This window comes from Streptomyces ambofaciens ATCC 23877, assembly GCF_001267885.1.
Classification (GTDB): domain Bacteria; phylum Actinomycetota; class Actinomycetes; order Streptomycetales; family Streptomycetaceae; genus Streptomyces; species Streptomyces ambofaciens.
The window spans coordinates 893299-912722 of the sequence record NZ_CP012382.1; the positions used below are offsets into that span (position 1 = coordinate 893299).

Genomic DNA, 19424 nt, shown 5'->3' on the forward strand with positions numbered 1-19424 from the left:
GACCGTCCCTTCCTGTTCCGTGCGATGGGGGTTCAAGAGGATCCGAGGGGTGCTGCGCCGTCCTCGGTGAGCGGGGGGCCGCCGCCCTCCGTGAGCAGGGCGGTGAGCAGGCGTCCCAGCCAGGCTCGGGCGTGCTCGACGTCCCGGTCCAGGAGCAGCTGGGTGGTGACTCCGTCGTACGCGGCGACCACGGCGTGCGCGGCGCCCTCGGCGCCGCCCAGCACGGCCGGCAGGGCGGTGTGCCCGCGCGCCCGGGCCAGCCGGTCGGCGATCGCGTGCCTGAGGCGCGCCCGGTGTTCCAGCAGGGTCCGCGCCACGGCCGGGTCGCGGGCGGCGTGCACCAGGAAGTCCGTCTTCACCAGGAGCCAGTCCCGGTCCAGGAGCAGCACCTCGGTGACGCGGTCCACGGCGGCGGGCACGTCCAGGTCCGGCCCGTCCAGCGCCAGCGCGCCGGACACCTGGTCCGCGATGAGATCGGCCCGCTCGCGGTAGAGGGCGAAGAACAGCTCGTCGAGGCTGTCGAAGTTCGAGTAGAAGGCACCGCGGCTGTAGCCGGCCGCGTCGCAGACCTCCTCGATCGAGACCCGGCCGAACCCCTTGGCCGCGAACACGCCGAACGCCGCGTCCAGCAGCTCCGCGCGGGTGCGCGCGCGCCGCCTGGTCACGCGCCCGGTGGTCGTCGGCTTCGCCGCCATGGCCGGACCCTCCCCCCGTTCGATACGCGAATGTATCGGATACACCGGCGTATGCGAAGGCCCTCGACCGCTCCACCCGACTCCCCGCACTCGGGACCAGGCCGTCCGCACCCCACCACTCGTATAGAACGGATTTTCGAATAAGGAGTACGCTGGTGGCATGACCACGCACCTCCAGGGCTCGCTCTTCGACCAGACCGACGAGGTCCGGCTCGGCCCGCTCGACGGAGTGCGCCGCACCCACCTCGGCTCCGGGGCCTGGATCGACCTGCTCCCCGGCTGGCTGAGCGGCGCCGACGCACTGTTCGAGCGGCTGGCCGCCGAGGTCCCGTGGCGTGCGGAGCGGCGCGCCATGTACGACCAGGTGGTAGACGTGCCCCGGCTGCTCGCGTTCTACGGGGCGGGCGACCCGCTGCCGCATCCGCTGCTCACCGAGGCACGTGCCGCGCTCTCCGCGCACTACGCCCCGGAGCTCGGCGAACCGTTCACCACCGCGGGGCTGTGCCACTACCGCGACGGCCGGGACAGCGTCGCCTGGCACGGGGACCGGATCGGGCGGGGAGCGCGGCAGGACACGATGGTCGCCATCCTCTCGGTCGGCGCGCCCCGGGACCTGCTGCTGCGCCCGGCGGGCGGGGGCGGCTCCACGGTGCGCAGGCCGCTCGGCCACGGCGACCTGATCGTGATGGGCGGCTCCTGCCAGCGCACCTGGGAGCACTGCGTCCCCAAGAGCACCCGCGCCGCCGGCCCCCGCATCAGCGTCCAGTTCCGCCCGCACGGCGTGCGCTGAACACCCTGCCGAGCGGGGCCCGCACCGCCCTGCGCGGAACGGGCCCCACGCTGCCGCCGCTCCCCCGACCTGCTTCCCTGGTACCGGCGAACCGGGACGAGCGGAATGCGGGACGATCATGCGGGCGCAGGTACGGCACGTCGGCGAGGGCATCCACCTGGTGCACGGTTCCCACACCAACTGGGTGATCCTGAGGGAGGGGGACGCCGTCACGCTGGTCGACACCGGGTATCCCGGTGACCGCGAGCAGCTCCTCGCCTCGCTGGCGGAGGTCGGAAGCGCACCCGAGGCGGTCGTCGCCGTGCTGATCACCCACGCCCACAGCGACCATCTGGGCTCGGCCGAGTACCTGCGCGCCGCCCACGGCACCCCGGTCCTCCTCCACGATGCCGAAGTCCCGCACGCCCGCCGGGACTTCCTCCAGCAGGTGACGGTCGCACGGGTGCTGCGCAACGCCTGGCGCCCGGGCGTACTGCCCTGGGCGGTGCACGTGCTCCGCTCCGGCGGCACCGAGCGACACCCGGTGAGCTCACCGGAGCCCTTCCCCACCGCAGGCCCCCTCGACCTGCCCGGCCGGCCCGTGCCGGTGCACACCCCCGGGCACACCGACGGACACTGCGCCTACCACCTCCCGGACGCCGGGGTGGTGATCTCCGGCGACGCGCTGGTGAGCGGGCACGCCACGTCCCGGGTGGCGGGACCGCAGCTGCTGCCCGGCATGTTCCACCACGACCGGGCACGCGCCGTCGCCTCCCTCGACGTCCTGGCCGGACTGGACGGCGACGTCCTGCTCCCCGGGCACGGCCCCCCGCACCGCGGTCCGATGGGGGAAGCCGCGCGACGGGCCCGGGAACGGGCGTTCTAGAGTCGGGGCATGGCCTTGCAGATCAGTGCCACCAATCCGGAGCACCCCGCGCTCCTGCTCGAACTGCCGTGGCAGACGCCGCTGGAGCAGTGGCCCGAGGAGTTGCTCGTCCCGCTGCCGCGCGGCATCTCGCGGCACGTCGTCCGCTACGCGCGCGCCGGGGACGAGGTGATCGCCGTCAAGGAACTCGCGGAACGCCCCGCGCTGCGCGAGTACCAGCTGCTGCGCGACCTGGACCGGCTCGCCATCCCCGCGGTGGACGCGCTCGCCGTGGTCACCGGCCGCGCCGACGCCGCCGGGGAGCCGCTGGAGCCGGTGCTGATCACCCGCCACCTCGGCGGCTCCATGCCCTACCGGTCGATGTTCGAGACGACGCTCCGCCCGGCGACCATGCACCGCCTGATGGACGCCCTGGCGGTACTGCTGGTCCGGCTGCACCTGGCCGGCTTCGCGTGGGGCGACTGCTCGCTGTCCAACACCCTCTTCCGGCGCGACGCGGGCGCCTACGCCGCCTACCTGGTGGACGCCGAGACCGGCGAGCTGCACCCCCGGCTCAGCGAGGGGCAGCGGGACTACGACCTCGACCTCGCCCGCGTGAACATCAGCGGTGAGCTGCTCGACCTGGAGGCCTCCGGCGCCCTGCACCCCTCCGTCGACCCCATCGACTTCGGCACCGAGATCTGCGCCCGCTACAAGAGACTGTGGGACGAGCTGACCCGCACCTCCGTCTACCCGGCGGGCAAGTACCACTACATCGAGCGCCGGATCCGGCGGCTCAACGACCTCGGCTTCGACGTGGCCGAGATGCAGATCGAGCACGCCTCCAACGGCGACACGGTCACCTTCGTGCCCAAGGTCGTCGACGCGGGCCACCACCAGCGCCAGCTGCTGCGCCTGACCGGCCTGGACGCCGAGGAGAACCAGGCCCGGCGGCTGCTGAACGACCTGGAGAGCTGGATGGCCACCCAGGACGACTACGCCCCGGGCGACCCCCTGGGAGCCCGCCCCGAAGTCCTCGCCCACCGCTGGGTGCGCGAGGTCTTCCGGCCCACCGTGCGCGCGGTGCCGGTGGAGCTGCGCGGCGCGATGGACTCGGCCGAGATCTACCACGAGCTCCTGGAGCACCGCTGGTTCCTGTCCGAGCGCGCCCAGCACGACATCGGCCTGCACACCGCCGTCGAGGACTACATCGCCACCATCCTGCCGAGGGCCCGGGAGACCCTGCGGCCCACCGCGGACTGAGCGGCGTACCGGACCGTCACGCGTGCGGGACCACCGCCACCGGGCAGTCGGCGTGGTGCAGCACGCCGTGTGCCACGGAGCCGATCCGGGCGCCGACGGCCGTACGGCGGGCCCGGCGGCCGACGACCATCAGCTGGGCGCCGTCGGCCACCGACAGCAGCACCTGACCCGCGCTGCCCATCTCGACGTGCTCGATCACCGGGACGTCGGGGTAGCGCTCGCGCCACGGCGCGAGCGCCTCGCCGAGTGCCTTGCGCTCGTACTGCTCCAGGCCGCCGGCCTCGTCGGCCAGGCGCATCGAGCCCGGGCTGTAGGTGAAGACCGTCGGCAGGGCCCAGGCCCGCACGGCCCGCACGGTGGCGCCGCGCGCGGCGGCCGCCTCGAAGGCGAAACCGATCACGTCGGCGCTGTCCTCGGGCTCGCCCTGCTGGCCCACGACGACCTCGCGGCCCGCGGCCTCGGTCGCGGCCTCGTCCCCGGCGCGCACGAGGACGACGGGCCGGGGCGACTCCGCGATCACCTGCTGGCCGACGGAGCCGAGCAGGAAGCCGACGACCGCTCCGTGGCCGCGCGACCCGAGCACGAGCGTCTCGGCGTCGGCCGTGGCGGCGAGCAGGGCGGCGACGGCGTCGTCGGCCTCCCGGACCTCCGTGGAGACCGTGAGCTCCGGATGCCGCTCGGTGACGGTGCGGACCGAGTCGGCCACCGACTCCCGGACGTACCGCTCCTGCGCGTCCCGGTCCCCCGTGCCGTCCGTGTCCTTGGACGGGAACCGCCAGGCGTGCACGACGCGCAGCGGCGCCTCCCGGCGGACCGCCTCCCTGGCGGCCCAGGCCAGTGCGGCCAGGCTCTCCTCCGAACCGTCCACACCGGCCGTGATCGGGCGCGTCATGCGGGTCCCTCCCTGTGTCGCCGTCTCGTTCATGGAGCCCAGTCTTCCCTACGCTGTCCGCATGACCTTGGAGTGGGAGCAGGTGAACGTCGACGCGGCCGATCCCGCCGCGCTCGGACGCTGGTGGGCCGAGGCGCTGGGATGGGTCGTGGTGAACGACGCGCCCGACGAGTACGAGATCCGCCCGGAGCCCGACCGGCTGCCGGGACTGCTGTTCGTCCCGGTGCCGGAGGGCAAGACCGTGAAGAACCGGCTGCACCTCGACTTCCGCCCCGAGGACCAGGAGGCCGAGGTGGCCCGCCTGCTGGAACTGGGCGCGGTCCACGCCGACGTGGGGCAGGGCGAGCAGCCCTGGGTGGTGCTGGCGGACCCGGAGGGCAACGAGTTCTGCGTGCTGGGCCCGCGGGGCGGCCGTCCGGCTGCCTGAGCGGTCCACCGCGATCGAACATACGATGGGCGGCAGGCCGGTGCGGTGACGGGGACGCCGTGCCGTGAACCGGCCGCTCGACGTGGGGGACGCATGGCACAGGCCGACGGGGCGACACGGACCGTCATCATGACCGTGGACGACGATCCGGGGGTCTCCCGCGCCGTCGCCCGTGATCTGCGGCGGCGGTACGGCGCCTCGTACCGCATCGTGCGTGCGGAGTCCGGCGAGTCGGCCCTGGAGGCGCTGCGGGAACTGAAGCTCCGCGGCGACCTGGTGGCCGTCCTCCTCGCCGACTACCGGATGCCGCGGATGAACGGCATCGAGTTCCTGGAGCGGGCCCTGGACGTGTACCCGGGCGCCCGGCGCGTGCTGCTGACCGCGTACGCCGACACCGACGCGGCGATCGACGCGATCAACGTCGTGGACCTGGACCACTACCTCCTCAAGCCGTGGGACCCGCCCGAGGAGAAGCTCTACCCGGTGCTGGACGACCTGCTCCAGGCCTGGCGCACCGGCGACCACCGGCCGGTGCCCAGCACGAAGGTCGTCGGGCACCGCTGGTCGGCGCGCTCCTCCGAGGTCCGGGAGTTCCTGGCCCGCAACCAGGTGCCGTACCGGTGGTACTCGTCCGACGAGCCGGAGGGGCGGCGGCTGCTGTCGGCGGCCGGGCAGGACGGACAGCGGCTGCCGGTGGTGATCACGCCGGACGGGACCCCGCTGGTGGAGCCGGAGGCACCCGAGCTCGCCGCGCGGGTGGGACTGGCGACGACGCCGGCGGCCGACTTCTACGACCTGGTGGTGATCGGCGGCGGTCCGGCGGGGCTGGGCGCGGCCGTGTACGGGGCGTCGGAGGGGCTGCGGACGGTGCTGGTGGAGCGGTCGGCGACCGGCGGGCAGGCCGGACAGAGCTCCCGCATCGAGAACTACCTCGGTTTCCCGGACGGCGTCTCCGGCGGGCAGCTCACCGACCGGGCCCGGCGGCAGGCCGCGAAGTTCGGCGCGGAGATCCTCACGGCGCGCGAGGTGACCGGACTGGAGGCCAACGGCGCGGCGCGGACCGTGCGGTTCTCGGACGGCTCGGCGATCGCCGCGCACAGCGTGATCCTGGCGACCGGCGTCTCCTACCGGCAGCTGACCGCTCCCGGCGCCGACGACCTGACCGGCTGCGGTGTCTTCTACGGCTCGGCGCTGACCGAGGCGGCATCCTGCCAGGGCCACGACGTGTACATCGTCGGCGGCGCCAACTCGGCCGGCCAGGCGGCGATGTACCTGGCCCGGGGCGCCAAGTCGGTGACGCTGCTGGTGCGCGGCGACTCCCTGGCGGCGTCGATGTCGCACTACCTGATCCAGCAGATCGAGGAGACGCCCAACATCCGGGTGCGCTGCGGCACGGCCGTGGAGGGCGCGCACGGCGACGGGCACCTGGAGCGGCTGACGCTGCGCGACGCGGCGAGCGGGGAGACCGAACAGGTCGACGCGCAGTGGCTGTTCGTGTTCATCGGAGCGGCCCCGCGGACCGACTGGCTGGACGGGACGGTGCTGCGGGACGAGCGCGGGTTCATCCTGGCCGGGCCGGACCTCACCCCCGACGGACGGCCCCCGGCCGACTGGGAGCTGGACCGGCCGCCGTACCACCTGGAGACCAGTGTGCCGGGCGTGTTCGTGGCGGGCGACGCCCGCGCGGAGTCCGCGAAACGGGTCGCGTCCGCCGTCGGAGAGGGAGCCATGGCCGTGATGCTCGTCCACCGGTACCTGGAGCAGTCGTGAGCGGCCGGCCGATGCCGTGCAGCCCCCGGGAGATCGGGGAGCTGTTCCTGTTCGAGAAGCTGACGCCCGAGCAGTTGGGGCGGCTGTGCGCGGAGGGCCGGGTGGAGGTGTTCGAGCCCGGGCCGGTGTACGCCGAGGGCGAGGACGCGACCTGCTTCTACGTGTTGCTCGACGGGGCGGTCGTCCTCTCCCGCCGGGTCGGCGGGGACGACGTGGAGACCAACCGCACCTCGCAGCGGGGGGTGTACGCCGGGGCGATGCAGGCGTACGTCGGCGACCGGGTGCCGCAGGTCTACACCAACTCGATGCGGGTCACCGAGCCGACCCGGTTCTTCGTGCTGCCGGCGCAGACGTTCGCGAGCGTCATGCAGGAGTGGTTCCCGATGGCGGTGCACCTGCTGGAGGGGCTGTTCTTCGGTTCGAAGAACACCCAGCGGGCCATCGGGCAGCGGGAACGGCTGCTGGCGCTCGGCTCGCTGTCCGCCGGCCTCACGCACGAGCTGAACAACCCGGCGGCGGCGGCCGTGCGGGCCACCTCGGCACTGCGGGAGCGGGTGGCGAAGATGCGCCACAAGCTGGCCGTCATCGCCGAGGGGCCGTTCACCCGCGACGCGCTCGCCGGGCTCATCGAGATACAGGAGCGCACGGCCGAGCGGGTCGCCAAGGCCCCCTCCCTGTCCCCGCTGGAGGCCGCCGACCGGGAGGACGCCCTCTCCGACTGGCTGGACGACCACGGCATCGAGCAGGGCTGGCGGATCGCGCCGACCTTCGTGCAGGCCGGGCTGGACGCCGAGTGGCTGGACCAGGTGGCGGCGGCGGTGGACGAGCAGATGCTGCCGGGGGCGATCGGCTGGCTCAACTACACGGTCGAGACCGAACTGCTGATGGACGAGATCGCGGACTCCACCGCCCGCGTCTCGCACCTGGTCGACGCGGCCAAGCAGTACGCGCAGCTCGACCGGGCGCCCTACCGGACCGTCGACGTCCACGAACTCCTGGACAGCACCCTGCTGATGCTCTCCGGCAAGATCGGGCCCCGAATCGACGTCGTCAAGGACTACGACCGGACGGTGCCGCGGATCCCGGCGTACCCGGCGGAACTGAACCAGGTGTGGACCAATCTGATCGACAACGCGGTCTCCGCGGTGAACGGCGCCGGCGGCGACGGCACGCTGACCGTGCGGACCGCGCTCCACCACGACCGTCTGCTGGTGGAGTTCCGCGACACCGGAACGGGGATCGCGCCGGAGATCCGCGAGCGCATCTTCGATCCGTTCTTCACCACCAAACCGGTGGGCGAGGGCACCGGGCTCGGTCTGGACATCTCCTGGCGGATCGTGGTCAACAAGCACCACGGCACCCTCCAGGTGGAGTCCGTGCCCGGCGACACCCGTTTCCAGGTGCTGCTCCCGCTGACCGCCGCCGAACCCGAACCGACCGAGGAGCCGGCATGACCAGCGACACCGGAATCGACCCCGCCGTCCCCCCGAGCGGCCCCGGCTGCGCCGCATGCGACGCGGTGGACGGCTGGTGGTTCCACCTGCGGCGCTGCGCGAGCTGCGGTCACATCGGCTGCTGCGACAGCTCGCCCGGACAGCACGCGACCGCGCACTTCCGCACCACCGGGCACCCGGTGGTGCAGAGCTTCGAACCGGACGAGGACTGGTACTGGGACTACGCGACCGAAGAGGTGCGGGAGTCGGGGCCCGAGCTCGCCCCACCGCGCAGCCACCCCGAGGACCAGCCGTCCCCCGGACCGGCCGGGCGGGTGCCCGCGGACTGGGCCCGGACGCTGCGGCGCTGAAGGGGCAGCATCGGGTACGGCCCCGCGTCGGACCGGACCGGGCCCGTATCCGATCCGGCCTGACCGGTCCGTCGGACCCGCGTGCCAGGATGGGCGGCGTGTCGCAGACCCTGTTCACCAGCCCGCTCGTCGGCCGCGAGGACGAACTCGCGCGCCTCCATGACGTACTGGAGCGAGCCCGCTCGGGAGAGGCGCGCGCGGTACTGATCGCCGGGGACGCCGGGGTCGGCAAGACCCGGACGCTCGACGAGGTCGCCGGGCGGGCCGCCGCGGCCGGGACGACCGTGCTCACCGGGCACTGCGTCGACCTGGGCGACGTGGGCCTGCCGTACCTGCCGTTCACCGAGATCCTCGGCGCGCTGGCGGCCGACGAGCGCTTCGCTGCCGTCCTGGCCGCCCATCCGGCCGCCGACCGGCTGCTCGGCGGCGGTGCGGACGGCGGTCCGGACGGCGGGGACGCCGCCACACGGTCGCGGTTGCGGCTGTTCGAGGGCGTGACGGCCCTGCTGACCGAGCTGGCGGACATCTCGCCGCTGCTGCTGGTCCTGGAGGACCTGCACTGGGCCGACCAGTCCTCCCGGGACCTGCTGCGGTTCCTGCTCAGCCGGGGCGTCCTGCAACGGCCCTCGGGCGGCGCACCCGGGCACCGGCTCGCGGTGCTCGCCTCGTACCGGACGGACGACCTGCACCGGCGCCACCCGCTGCGGCCCCTGCTGGCCGAGCTGGTGCGGCTGCCCGCCGTGGAGCGCCTGGAACTGCGCCCGCTGCCCGACGCCGACGTGGCCCGGCTGGTGCGCCTCCTCGGGGACCGGCCGCTGCCCGACACCACCGTGCACCGGATCGTGGAACGCGCCGAGGGCAACGCCTTCTACGCCGAGGAGCTGGTCGCGGCCGCGGACGCGCCCGCCGGAGGCGTGCCCAGCGGTCTGGCCGACGTCCTGCTCATCCGGTTCGAGCAGCTCTCCGAGACCGCCCAGCAGGTGCTGCGCACCGCCGCGGTCGCCGGGCGGCGCGTGGGGCACGAGCTGCTGCGGGAGGCGGTCGGGCTACCCGAGGAGGAGCTGGAGACGGCCCTGCGGGAGGCGGTGGGGCGGCAGTTGCTCGTCTCCGGCGACGACGGCACCTACTCCTTCCGGCACGCCCTCGCCCGGGAGGCGGTCTACGCCGACCTGCTGCCCGGGGAACGGGCCCGGCTGCACGGCGCGTTCGCCCGGCTGCTCTCCGGGCCGAAGAGCCGTGCCGACAGCGCGGCCGAGCGCGCTCATCACTACCGGGAGAGCCACGACCTGCCCGAGGCGCTCGCCGCGTCCCTGGCGGCCGCGGACCACGCCCAGCGCGTCGGGGCGCCCGCCGAGGAGCTGCGGCACGTCGAGACCGCCCTCGACCTGTGGTCGGCGGTCGACGCGGCGGCGCGGCCGGCCGGTTCCGACGTCGTGACGCTCACGCTGCGTGCCTCGGCCGCCGCCGCGCACGCCGGGGAGCTGCACCGCGCGGTCTCCCTCACCCGCTCCGCGCTGGCCGGCCTCGGGCAGGACGCCGACCTGGAGCTCGCCGCCCGCGTCCGGTACACACTCGCCGGGAACCTGCTGAACGTCGACAACCTGTCGGCCGCGTTCGCGCACAGCAGCGAGGCGCTCGAGCTGATCCCCGCCGAGCCGCCGTCGACGACGTGGATGTGGGCCGCGGCGACGCACGTCATGGCGGCCCGCCAGGTCGGGGAGTACGAGACGGCGCTGCGGGTCGCCCGCCGGGCCCTGCGCGTCGCCGATCAGCTGGGCGTCGTCGACGCCCGCGCCGACCTGCTGATCTCCCTGACCAGCCTCGAAGGCGGCAACCGGAGCACGCCGCAGGGCCGGGAGCAGCTGCTGGAGGCGCGGGAGCTGGCGCGGCGGGCGGGGAACGCGCCGGTGGAGATGCGCGCCCTGTTCAACCTCGCCATCGGGAGTTTCGAGTCCGGTGACCTGGAGGAGTGCCGGCACTGGGCGTCGGAGGGACTGGACCGGGCCCGGCGTTCCGGGTTGCTGTCCTCGCCCTACCCCCGGGAGATGCGGTACCTGCGGCTGCTGGTGCAGTACACGCTGGGCCACTGGGACGAGTGCGTGCGCGCGGCGGCCGACGAGGCCGGTGCGGTGCCCGCCACGGGCGGTCATGCCGCGGGCCCCGGGCTCTACGTGGCGCTGGCGCGCGGGGACTTCGGGGCCGTCGATCGGGCCAGGCTGCTGCTGGAGGGCCCGTTCGACTGGATGGGCACGCTGGTGGCGGGCATCGTGCTGACCGACGCCGCCGCTTCGCGGGGTGACGCCGAGGAGGCCGTGCGGTGGACGCGGTCCACCGTCGAGGTGCTCTCCGACGACGCGGGCGTGCTGCCCGCCGCCACCGTCCGGCTGGCCGCCCTCGCCCTGTCCGCGGTCGCCGACCGCGTCGTCGAGCTGCGCGGGGCCGGCGACGAGGCGGCGGCGGACCGCTGGACGGACACGGCGACGGAGCTCCTGGGGCAGGCCCGCCGGGCCGCCGGGCACGGGGAGGACGGGGTACCGCAGGGGCCGGAAGGGCAGGCGTGGCTGGCGCGCGCCGAGGCGGAGTGGGCCCGGATCGCGGGGGCCGGACCGGACCCGGCGGCCTGGCAGCGGGCGGTGGCCGGGTTCGCCCACGGTGACGTCTACGAACGCGCGCGGTGCCGGTTCCGGCTGGCCGAGGCGCTGCTGGCGGCCGGCCGCCGTGAGGAGGCGGCCGCCGAGGCCGACATCGTGCGCCGGGAGGCCGACCGGCTGGGCGCCACGCTGCTGCGCGAGCGTCTGGACGGCCTGGCCCGCCGCGGCAGGCTCACGGGCGCCAGGGAGGGTGCCGCCGTGCTGACGGCCCGCGAGCAGGACGTGCTGCGGCTCCTCGCGCTCGGCCGCAGCAACCGTCAGATCGGCGAGGAGTTGTTCATCAGCGCCAAGACGGCGAGCGTCCACGTCTCCAACATCCTCGCCAAGCTGGACGCCGCGAGCCGCACGGAGGCGGTGGCGGTCGCCTACCGACAGGGCCTCGTCGCCCCGGAGCCGACCGCACCGTCCTGACCCCGGCCCGCGCCGGCCGACGCGGCTCGGTACCACCAGCCCGCGGCCGGGCGCCCGGCCTCGGTACCACCCGCCCGGCCTCGGTACCACCCGCCCACGGCCGGGCGCCCGGCGCGGTCGCCGGCATCGGCCCAGGGGGCGGGAGCCCGGCGCGGCACGCCACCCACCGGCCCCCGGCCGGGCACTCGAGCCCCGCACGCCGCCACCAGCCCGCGACCAGGAACCGGCCCCGCACGGGCCGGACCGCCCCCGCCCGGGAGGCCGGCTCCGCTTCGCGGGGTCGCTCGGACGGTGACGGTGCTCCCCGCCCGCACCGGACCGTCGCCCGCCCCTCGCCGGGAACCCCCGGCGGGCGGCGGACGTTGAGCCGACACCGAGAGACCCGACCGGAGCGGACCACGACGAAGGACGGCACGATGAGCGAGTTGGTCCCCGGGGGCAACGTCCCTCTGCCGGACGGTCCCGTGAGCGTGCGGGTGCCCGGCGACTTCGACGTGTCGGCGCTCATCACGGACGACGGCGGGAAGGTGCGCGGCGACGAGGACTTCGTCTTCTACAACCAGCCGGAGGCGCCCGGCGTCCGGCTGCGGGACGGCACGCTCACCGTCGATCCCGGGCGGCTGCGCCCCGGTGCCACCCGGGTGACGGTGGCGGTCAGTCCCTCGGACCCGGGGACCGCCCTGAGCGCGCTGCCCTCCCCCACGCTCCAGGTCACCGACGCCCGCGGCCGGGCGCTGACCCGGTTCACCCCCGTACGCCCCCGGCAGGAGACCGTCCTGCTGCTCGCGGAGTTCTACCGGCGCGGCGAGGGCTGGAAGCTGCGCGCGCTCGGCCAGGGGTACGCGGACGGACTCGCCGGTCTCGCCCGGGATTTCGGGGTGGAGGTCGTCGAGGACGCCGCGGTGCCCGACCTCCGGCCACCAGCCGCCCCACCGATGCCCGACCTCCGGCCACCGGCCGCTCCACCGGTGCACGCCGACGCCGACGGCTTCCTGACCCTGGTCAACTCCGCCCGGGCGGAAGCCGGTTCCGGCCCGGTCGCCGCCGATGCGCGCCTGGTCTCCGCGGCGCGTGCCCACGCAACCGCCATGGCCGCCGCCGGCGCGCTGAGCGTGGAGACCCGCGACGGCGTCTCCGTCCACCAGCGCGTCGTCTCGGCCGGATACGCGTATCTCACCGTCGGCGAGCACCTGGTCTCCGGTCCGCGCACGCCCGCCGAGTTCGTCGCGTACTGCCTCGGCACCGAGCGCACCCGGCGCACGCTGCACGCCGCCTTCACCCAGACCGGGTGGGGGTACGCCACGGACGGCGGCTCGGGCGACATGTACTGGACCGTTCTGTGGGCTGTGCCGTTCACGCCCGACGGCCTGGCCCGCACCACGGCCGAGGTCGTCGCCCTCACCAACCGGGAGCGGACGGCGGCGGGGCTGCCCGTACTGGCGGCCGACCCACGGCTGACCACGGCCGCCCAGGCGCACAGCGCCGACATGGTGGCCCGCGACTTCTACTCCCACACCGACCCGGACGGCGGCAAGCCCTGGGACCGGGCCGCCGCCGCGGGCGCCGCACGGCGCACCGTCGGCGAGAACATAGCCTGCGGCCAGCGCTCCCCCGCCGATGTCGTGGAAGGCTGGATGAACAGCCCCGGGCACCGCGCCAACATCCTCAAGGCCGACTTCACCCACATCGGGATCGGTCTCGCCGGCGGCGGCCGGGCGGGCACGTACTGGACGCAGCTCTTCGGCGGCTGAACCGGCGCTCAGGGACCGATCTTGGCGGAAGGGACCCGTCCGGGCCAGGATGCCCGTATGAAGGGTGACCTCTTTTCCAGCGAGCACATGGTGCAGCCCGCCACCGCGCCGGGCATGACCGTCGAGAACTCCAAGTGCATCCGTTACACGGTGAGCGGCGACATGCTGGCCCGGCAGGGCGCGATGGTCGCCTACCGCGGCAACCTCCAGTTCGAGCGCAAGGGCCAGGGCGTGGGCGGCATGCTCAAGCGCGCGGTCACCGGGGAGGGGCTGCCCCTGATGGCGGTGAGCGGACAGGGCGAGGCCTGGTTCGCGCACGAGGCGCAGAACTGCTTCATCGTGGAGGTCGAGTCCGGCGACGAGTTCACGGTCAACGGCCGCAACGTGCTGTGCTTCGACACCTCGTTGTCGTACCGCATCGCCACCGTGAAGGGCTCGGGCATCGCCGGCGGCGGGCTGTTCAACAGCGTCTTCACCGGGCAGGGCAGGCTGGGGCTGGTCTGCGAGGGCAGTCCGCTCGTCATCCCGGTCTCGCCGCAGTACCCGGTGTACGTCGACACGGACGCGGTCGTCGGCTGGTCCGCCGGGCTCGCCACCTCCCTGCACCGCTCGCAGTCCATCGGGTCGATGCTGCGCGGCGGTTCGGGCGAGGCCGTGCAACTGGTGCTGCAGGGCGAGGGCTTCGTCGTCGTGCGACCGAGCGAGGTGACTCCGCAGAAGACGCAGCAGCACTGAGGCAACCCGGTCCGCTCCGTCGACGTCTTGATCGGCGACAGGTGACGCCGCCCTGGCCGCCCCACGCGGCCAGGGCCGGCTTTCGACGCACTATACACCGTACGTATACACCGAGTGCATAGTCATGCCCCCTCCCGGTGTACGCGTGACCTGTGCATCTGGACCGGAAGGCACCCATGTACGGCAAGGCATTCGCTCCGGAGTACCAGGGCGCCCTCACCGCCCTCTCCGTCAACTCCTCCCTGACCGACGTCCTGGCCGCCGGGAAGGAGCAGCTGGAAGCGGCCGAGCGCGCGGGGCGGCCCGCCGAGGCGGCCCGGTCCGGGCTCGCGGTGGCCGAGGCACAGCGCCGGCTCGGCCGGGTCGGGGACGCCGACCGGTCCTGGAAGGCGAGCTACCGCGCGGCCCGCACGGCCCGGGACACCCCGGCGATGGCCTGGGCGCTGTTGAGCGGGGGCACCCTGGCCCGGCAGCGCGGCGCCCTGCGACTGGCCCGGCGGCTGCTCGGGCTCGCCGCCGAGCTCGGCGAACGCGGCGGAGACCCGGTCGTCCGCGGCTACTCGCTCGCGGGGCTCGCGGAGACCGGCCGCATCCAGGGCGACTACGAGGCCGTGGGCCGGCTGCACGAGCAGCTGCTGGCCGAGGCCCGGCGGCGCGGTGAGGCGCGGCACACGGTGTGGGCGCTGGAGGGCATCGCGCAGATGCACCGCAACACCGGCTCCTACGACCGCGCGTACGCCCTCTTCGAGGAGGCGGCCGAGATCGCCGCACGGGCCGAGGACCGGCGCGGTCACGCCTGGGCGCTGCGCGGACTCGCCGACGTCGTCTCCGTGCGGGACGGCGACACCGGGCGGGCGCTGGAGCTGCTCACCGAGGCCGAGGCGGGCTGCCGGGCCATGAAGCTGTCCGGCGCGCTGGCCTACAACCACAAGATGCGCGGCAACGTCCTGTACCGGGCCGCGCGTTACCCGGAGGCCCGCGACCTGTACCGGCGGGCGCTCGCGGAGTTCCGTGCCATGGGCGAACCGCGTGGTGAGGCGCTGGCCCGCCTGGGCCTGGCCAAGTCGCTGGCCCGGCTGGGCCGTGACCGCGCCGAGACGGCCGCCGAACTCGCCGAGCTGGCCGAGGTCCTGGAGCGGATCGGACTGAGGCACGCCCGGCGGATGGTGGCACGGGCGCAGGAGGAGTTCGGTCTCCCGAGCGCGCCGGCGGACGCGGTCGCGGAGGCTGTCCGATGACGGCGCCGACCACGACGGCGCCGCCCCCGGCAGAGGCACAGGCGCCAGACCTCCTGAACCGCTGCCGCGCGCTGGTGCGGCCGGCGCTGGAGGAGGCCGTCGGGCGGCTGCACCCCTGGGTGGGCGAGATGGCCGCGTACTCCTTCGGCTGGTGCGAGGTGGGCGGGGAGCCCGCCCGGGACGCCCGCGGCGGCAAGGGCGTACGGCAGGCTCTGGCGGTCCTCGGAGCGGAGGCGGCCGGCGCGTCCGGACGGGCGGGGGTGCCCGCCGCGGTCGCGGTGGAACTGGTGCACGCCTTCTCGCTGCTGCACGACGACATCATGGACGGCGATCCGGACCGGCGCCGCCGCCCCGCCGTGTGGAAGGCGTACGGCACCGGGCCCGCCGTGCTCGCGGGCGACGCCCTGTTCGCCCTGGCCGTCGAGACGCTCGCCGTCGCCCCGGCCGGACCGCGGACGGTCCGTCTGCTCTCGACCGCGCTGAACGACCTGGTACGCGGCCAGGCCGACGACCTCCTGTTCGCCGAGCGGCCGTGGACGGGACCGGAGCGGGTGCGGCCCCACGAGTACCGGGCGATGGCCGAGCACAAGACGGGCTCGCTGCTGGGCTGCGCGGCGGCGATGGGCGCCGTGCTCGGCGGGGCGCCGCGGACGACCGTCACCGCGCTGGACCGGGCCGGACGGCAGCTCGGCGTCGCCTTCCAGGTCGTCGACGACGTGCTCGGCATCTGGGGCGACCCGGCGATCACCGGAAAGCCCGTCCACGGCGACCTGCGGGAGCGCAAGAAGACCTTCCCGGTGCTGGCCGCGCTCGAGGCGCCCCGGCCGGCCGCGCGACGGCTGGCCGCGCTGCTGGCGTCCGAGCCCGCCGACCCCGAGGCGGTCGCCGTGCTGATCGACGAGGCGGGCGGGCGCCGGGCTGCCCTGGCCGAGGCGCACCGGTGTCTGGGCGCGGTGGAGGCCGCGCTCACCGAGGTGGCCGCCGCAGCGGGGACGGCCGGCGCGGGAGCGGCCCGGGAGCTGAGGTCGTTGCTGGACTTCCTGGTGCGGCGCGAACGGTGAGAACCGCGGGCCACCGCGCCGGTGGCCCCCGCCCACGCCCACGCCCCCGCCCACGCCCACGCCCCCGCCCACGCCCACGCCTCGGGAACCGTGTTGACCTCGGACGCGTCACGCGAAAGGGTGCGCACGGGCGCGGATCACCGCCCGCGCCGGAAGGATGAGTGCCTTGATCGGGATCACGGAGATCGAAGCCGCCGCGGAGCGGATCGCCGGACATGTCGTACGCACCCCGACCGTGCCCAGCCCCGGGCTGTCCGCGCTGCTCGGGGTCCCGGTCACCGCGAAACTGGAGCTGCTCCAGCGCACCGGATCGTTCAAGGCGCGCGGCGCGACCGCGAAGCTGCTGTCGCTGACCGAGGCCGAGCGGGCCGCCGGCGTCGTCGCGGTCAGCGGCGGCAACCACGGCGTCGCGGTGGCGGTGATGGCCGCCGCCCTCGACGTCAAGGCCACGGTGGTCATGCCGCGCACGGCACCGGCCCGTTCCGTGGAGATCGCCGAGGAGGCGGGCGCGCTGGTACGGCTGACCGACGGGATGGACAGCGCCTTCGCACTGGTGGGCCGGCTCCGCGAGGAGGGCCTGACCCTGGTCCACCCCTTCGACGACCCCGTGGTGATCGCCGGCCAGGGCACCGTGGGACTGGAGTTCGCCGCGGACGCCGGGGAGCTCACCGACGTGCTCGTGAGCATCGGGGGCGGTGGGCTGATCGCGGGCGTGGCGGCGGGGCTGCGGGCGTTGCGGCCGGACGTGCGGGTCTGGGGCGTGGAGACCGAGGGCGCCGAGGCCATGTCCCGGGCGCTGGCCGCCGGCGGGCCGCTTCCGGTGCCCCTGTCGTCGATCGTCACCACGCTCAGCGCCCCGGCCGTCTCGCAGGTGACGTACGAGCATGTGTCGGCGCTGGTCACCGAGGTGCTGGTGGTTCCGGACCGGGAAGCCGTCGAGGGGTCGCTGGCCCTCGCGGAGCACGGGAAGGTGTGGACCGAGCCCGCCGCCGGATGTCTGCTGCCCGCGGCCCGGCGGGTGGTGGAGCGGGTGGGCGACAGCGCCAGGATCGGTCTGGTGGTGTGCGGCGGCAACGCCACCGTCGCCGACATGTCGGCGTGGGCGGACCGCTTCGGTCTGCGCTGACCTCCGGCTCCGGGCCGCAGCCGCGCGTACCGCGGGTTACCACCAGGTCGGACCCGCATTCACGGGCCGCGCGCCCGGCCGGGAATTCCCCTGCCGAACAGACGCGCGAGATCGCCCAGTTCAGGGGCCGTGCGCATCCGCACGGCCCTTTTTCCGTATTCACGTTCGTTCCGCTCTCCGCGGCTTTTGAATAACGGTCAGAAATGGATCCGGGATTCCGCATTCGTTGAACGCACCCCGGCCCTCTCACCGTACTTCTGGACAAGCTGAGAGCCGGCGGTGCGAGCGAGGGATGGCCATGAGCAGGGCGCACGTCTCCACACACGAATCGGTCGCCGGACGGTACCGTCTGCTCGATGTCGTCCACCGTGAGACGAACCGGCTCTGCTGGTCCGGCCAGGACGCGGAGACGGGCCGCCCGTGCCTGGTCACGCAGATCGCGCTCCCGGAGGACCACGCCGCACAGACCGCCCGCCGGGCCACCGGGCGTGTGGTGCGCACCTGCGAGACCATGAGGTCGCTGTGCCCCGGGCGGATCGCCGCGGTGTCCGACGCCGTGGTGACGGACGGCGTCCTGTGGACGGTGACCGAACGGGTCGCCGGCGTGCCGCTAGGCGAACTGCTGGACGGTCAGGGCAGGTTCAACTACGCACGGACGGCACGCATCGGCCTGGAGCTGCTGGACGTACTGGAGGCGGCCCACGAGCTGGGGGTCACGCACGGCGAGCTGAGCCCGGGACAGGTGTTCGTGCGTGAGGAGGGATCCGTCGTCGTCACCGGCTTCGGTCTGGCCGGCGCCACCCTCGCCCCCCGGCTCACGGCACCCTCGTACGCCTCGCCCGAGCAGGCCCGCGACGAGCGGATCGGGCCCGCGGCCGACCTGTGGGCGCTGGGCGCGATCCTCTACACGATGCTCGAGGGGCGTCCGCCGTTCCGTGACCGCGGCCGGCCCGAGACGACGCTGAAGGGCGTGGACCGGCTGCCGTTGCGCACGCCCCTGCGCGCCGGTCCGCTCACGCAGGTCGTGCAGGGACTGCTCCGCAAGGACCCGCGGGAGCGGCTGACCCGCCCGGTGGTGCGCGAGGCCCTCGCCCGGGCGCTGACCGAGGAGGCGGAGGCGGCCGTGCGTGCGGCCCCGCGCCCCCGGCTGCGGGGTGCGTGCGCCGCCGCCCGGTACGCGGGCCGCGGGTGGAGCCGGCGGACGGTGCTCGCCGGGACCGCCCTGGCCGTCGTCACGGTCACGGTGGCCGCTCTCGCCGTCACCCGCGGACTGCCCGGTTCGGACGGCGGCTCCGCGACCGGCACCGGCAGCCGGCAGCGCCCCTCGGCCCCCGTGTCGCCGCCCGCCGACGACACGGCCCCCTCCTCCCCCGCTCCCCGGCCGAGCGCGACCCCCTCGCCGTCGCGGCCGGGCAGCGCCGTACCGGCCGGGTTCCGCCGCTACGACGCGCCGGAGGGATTCTCCGTCGCGCTGCCCGAGGGCTGGCGGCGGTTGTCCACCTCTCGGGTGTCGGACGTGGCCTACCGCGTGGTCCTGGGCGCCTTGGGCGATCCGCGCACCCTCGCGGTCACCTACAGCGAGCGGGCCGGCGCCGATCCCGTGGCGGTGTGGCGCGACGACGTCGAGCCCGCTCTGGAGCGGGCCGGCGACTACCGGCGGGTCGGCGAGATCCGTGCGACGAGGTACCGGGGACGCGCGGCGGCCGACATGGAGTGGACGGCCGAGGACGAGGGCGTCCGGGTGCGCACGTTCGGCCGCGGCTTCCTCCTCGGCGGCGGACGCAGTTTCTCGCTGCGCTGGACGACCCCGGCCGACGACTGGGACGACGCCGGGAACGAGCGGGCGCTCGCCGTCTTCCTCGCGACGTTCCGGGAGGACGCGCGCCGTCCGGACTCGGCCTGACCACCGTCGCTCGGTGCGGGCCCGGCGGGGGCACCGGGCGCGCGCGGCATTCGCCCCGTTTTC

Annotated in this window: 16 protein-coding genes; 14 read left to right on the forward strand and 2 right to left on the reverse strand. The window is 74.8% G+C overall.

Annotated elements, in window-relative coordinates; all coding sequences use genetic code 11:
• Positions 1-32 precede the first annotated feature (32 nt).
• Positions 33-695: a TetR/AcrR family transcriptional regulator gene (locus SAM23877_RS04025; protein ID WP_053127001.1), complete on the reverse strand. Its 663-nt coding sequence runs from the start codon at positions 693-695 to the stop codon at positions 33-35.
• Between the two features lie 160 nt (positions 696-855).
• Here SAM23877_RS04025 and SAM23877_RS04030 point away from each other — a divergent pair, with 160 nt between their 5' ends.
• From SAM23877_RS04030 to SAM23877_RS04040, 3 genes are all read left to right on the forward strand, one after another.
• On the forward strand, positions 856-1485 hold the full coding sequence (locus SAM23877_RS04030; protein ID WP_053127003.1) for an alpha-ketoglutarate-dependent dioxygenase AlkB: 630 nt from the start codon (positions 856-858) through the stop codon (positions 1483-1485).
• A gap of 118 nt (positions 1486-1603) precedes the next feature.
• Positions 1604-2350 (forward strand): MBL fold metallo-hydrolase, encoded by a 747-nt coding sequence (locus SAM23877_RS04035; RefSeq protein ID WP_053127005.1) that lies wholly within the window; start codon positions 1604-1606, stop codon positions 2348-2350.
• Between the two features lie 9 nt (positions 2351-2359).
• On the forward strand, positions 2360-3592 hold the full coding sequence (locus SAM23877_RS04040) for a DUF4032 domain-containing protein (RefSeq protein WP_053127007.1): 1233 nt from the start codon (positions 2360-2362) through the stop codon (positions 3590-3592).
• A gap of 16 nt (positions 3593-3608) precedes the next feature.
• Here the strand turns inward: SAM23877_RS04040 and SAM23877_RS04045 are convergent, their stop codons facing one another.
• Positions 3609-4484, reverse strand: coding sequence for a universal stress protein (locus SAM23877_RS04045; protein ID WP_053127009.1), 876 nt, complete (start codon positions 4482-4484; stop codon positions 3609-3611).
• Between the two features lie 61 nt (positions 4485-4545).
• Between SAM23877_RS04045 and SAM23877_RS04050 the strand changes: the two genes are divergently transcribed.
• The 11 genes from SAM23877_RS04050 (at position 4546) to SAM23877_RS04100 (ending at position 19361) form a co-directional block, all read left to right on the forward strand.
• Positions 4546-4911: a VOC family protein gene (locus tag SAM23877_RS04050; RefSeq protein ID WP_053127011.1), complete on the forward strand. Its 366-nt coding sequence runs from the start codon at positions 4546-4548 to the stop codon at positions 4909-4911.
• Between the two features lie 93 nt (positions 4912-5004).
• Positions 5005-6681: an NAD(P)/FAD-dependent oxidoreductase gene (locus SAM23877_RS04055; protein WP_053127013.1), complete on the forward strand. Its 1677-nt coding sequence runs from the start codon at positions 5005-5007 to the stop codon at positions 6679-6681.
• Positions 6678-8135, forward strand: a complete 1458-nt coding sequence (locus SAM23877_RS04060) for an ATP-binding protein (protein ID WP_053127016.1) — start codon at positions 6678-6680, stop codon at positions 8133-8135. Before SAM23877_RS04055 ends, SAM23877_RS04060 begins: the two co-directional genes overlap by 4 nt.
• Entirely contained in the window at positions 8132-8485 is a 354-nt protein-coding gene (locus SAM23877_RS04065; protein ID WP_053127018.1) for a UBP-type zinc finger domain-containing protein, read from the forward strand. The genes SAM23877_RS04060 and SAM23877_RS04065 overlap by 4 nt, the downstream gene beginning before the upstream one ends.
• Positions 8486-8574: 89 nt before the next feature.
• On the forward strand, positions 8575-11547 hold the full coding sequence (locus tag SAM23877_RS04070; RefSeq protein ID WP_079030009.1) for a helix-turn-helix transcriptional regulator: 2973 nt from the start codon (positions 8575-8577) through the stop codon (positions 11545-11547).
• A 416-nt stretch (positions 11548-11963) separates the two neighbouring features.
• Positions 11964-13298, forward strand: a complete 1335-nt coding sequence (locus tag SAM23877_RS04075) for a CAP domain-containing protein (RefSeq protein WP_053127022.1) — start codon at positions 11964-11966, stop codon at positions 13296-13298.
• Positions 13299-13355: 57 nt separating this feature from the next.
• A complete protein-coding gene (locus SAM23877_RS04080) occupies positions 13356-14033 on the forward strand; it encodes an AIM24 family protein (protein ID WP_053127024.1) in 678 nt (225 codons plus the stop codon).
• 176 nt (positions 14034-14209) lie between these two features.
• A complete protein-coding gene (locus SAM23877_RS04085) occupies positions 14210-15271 on the forward strand; it encodes a tetratricopeptide repeat protein (protein ID WP_053127026.1) in 1062 nt (353 codons plus the stop codon).
• Positions 15268-16332: a polyprenyl synthetase family protein gene (locus SAM23877_RS04090; protein ID WP_053127028.1), complete on the forward strand. Its 1065-nt coding sequence runs from the start codon at positions 15268-15270 to the stop codon at positions 16330-16332. Before SAM23877_RS04085 ends, SAM23877_RS04090 begins: the two co-directional genes overlap by 4 nt.
• A gap of 166 nt (positions 16333-16498) precedes the next feature.
• Positions 16499-17458, forward strand: coding sequence for a threonine/serine dehydratase family protein (locus tag SAM23877_RS04095; RefSeq protein WP_053127030.1), 960 nt, complete (start codon positions 16499-16501; stop codon positions 17456-17458).
• 292 nt (positions 17459-17750) lie between these two features.
• The gene (locus SAM23877_RS04100) at positions 17751-19361 is read left to right on the forward strand and encodes a serine/threonine protein kinase (RefSeq protein WP_053127031.1); all 1611 of its coding nucleotides are present in this window, start codon (positions 17751-17753) and stop codon (positions 19359-19361) included.
• Positions 19362-19424: the final 63 nt, after the last annotated feature.

Bases quoted from the DNA above. Each gene is read 5' to 3' on its own strand.
- SAM23877_RS04025 (WP_053127001.1), bottom strand. From the start codon at position 695: ATGGCGGCGAAGCCGACGACCACCGGGCGCGTGACCAGGCGGCGCGCG.
- SAM23877_RS04030 (WP_053127003.1), top strand. From the start codon at position 856: ATGACCACGCACCTCCAGGGCTCGCTCTTCGACCAGACCGACGAGGTC.
- SAM23877_RS04035 (WP_053127005.1), top strand. From the start codon at position 1,604: ATGCGGGCGCAGGTACGGCACGTCGGCGAGGGCATCCACCTGGTGCAC.
- SAM23877_RS04040 (WP_053127007.1), top strand. From the start codon at position 2,360: ATGGCCTTGCAGATCAGTGCCACCAATCCGGAGCACCCCGCGCTCCTG.
- SAM23877_RS04045 (WP_053127009.1), bottom strand. From the start codon at position 4,484: ATGACGCGCCCGATCACGGCCGGTGTGGACGGTTCGGAGGAGAGCCTG.
- SAM23877_RS04050 (WP_053127011.1), top strand. From the start codon at position 4,546: ATGACCTTGGAGTGGGAGCAGGTGAACGTCGACGCGGCCGATCCCGCC.
- SAM23877_RS04055 (WP_053127013.1), top strand. From the start codon at position 5,005: ATGGCACAGGCCGACGGGGCGACACGGACCGTCATCATGACCGTGGAC.
- SAM23877_RS04065 (WP_053127018.1), top strand. From the start codon at position 8,132: ATGACCAGCGACACCGGAATCGACCCCGCCGTCCCCCCGAGCGGCCCC.
- SAM23877_RS04070 (WP_079030009.1), top strand. From the start codon at position 8,575: ATGGGCGGCGTGTCGCAGACCCTGTTCACCAGCCCGCTCGTCGGCCGC.
- SAM23877_RS04075 (WP_053127022.1), top strand. From the start codon at position 11,964: ATGAGCGAGTTGGTCCCCGGGGGCAACGTCCCTCTGCCGGACGGTCCC.
- SAM23877_RS04080 (WP_053127024.1), top strand. From the start codon at position 13,356: ATGAAGGGTGACCTCTTTTCCAGCGAGCACATGGTGCAGCCCGCCACC.
- SAM23877_RS04085 (WP_053127026.1), top strand. From the start codon at position 14,210: ATGTACGGCAAGGCATTCGCTCCGGAGTACCAGGGCGCCCTCACCGCC.
- SAM23877_RS04090 (WP_053127028.1), top strand. From the start codon at position 15,268: ATGACGGCGCCGACCACGACGGCGCCGCCCCCGGCAGAGGCACAGGCG.
- SAM23877_RS04100 (WP_053127031.1), top strand. From the start codon at position 17,751: ATGGCCATGAGCAGGGCGCACGTCTCCACACACGAATCGGTCGCCGGA.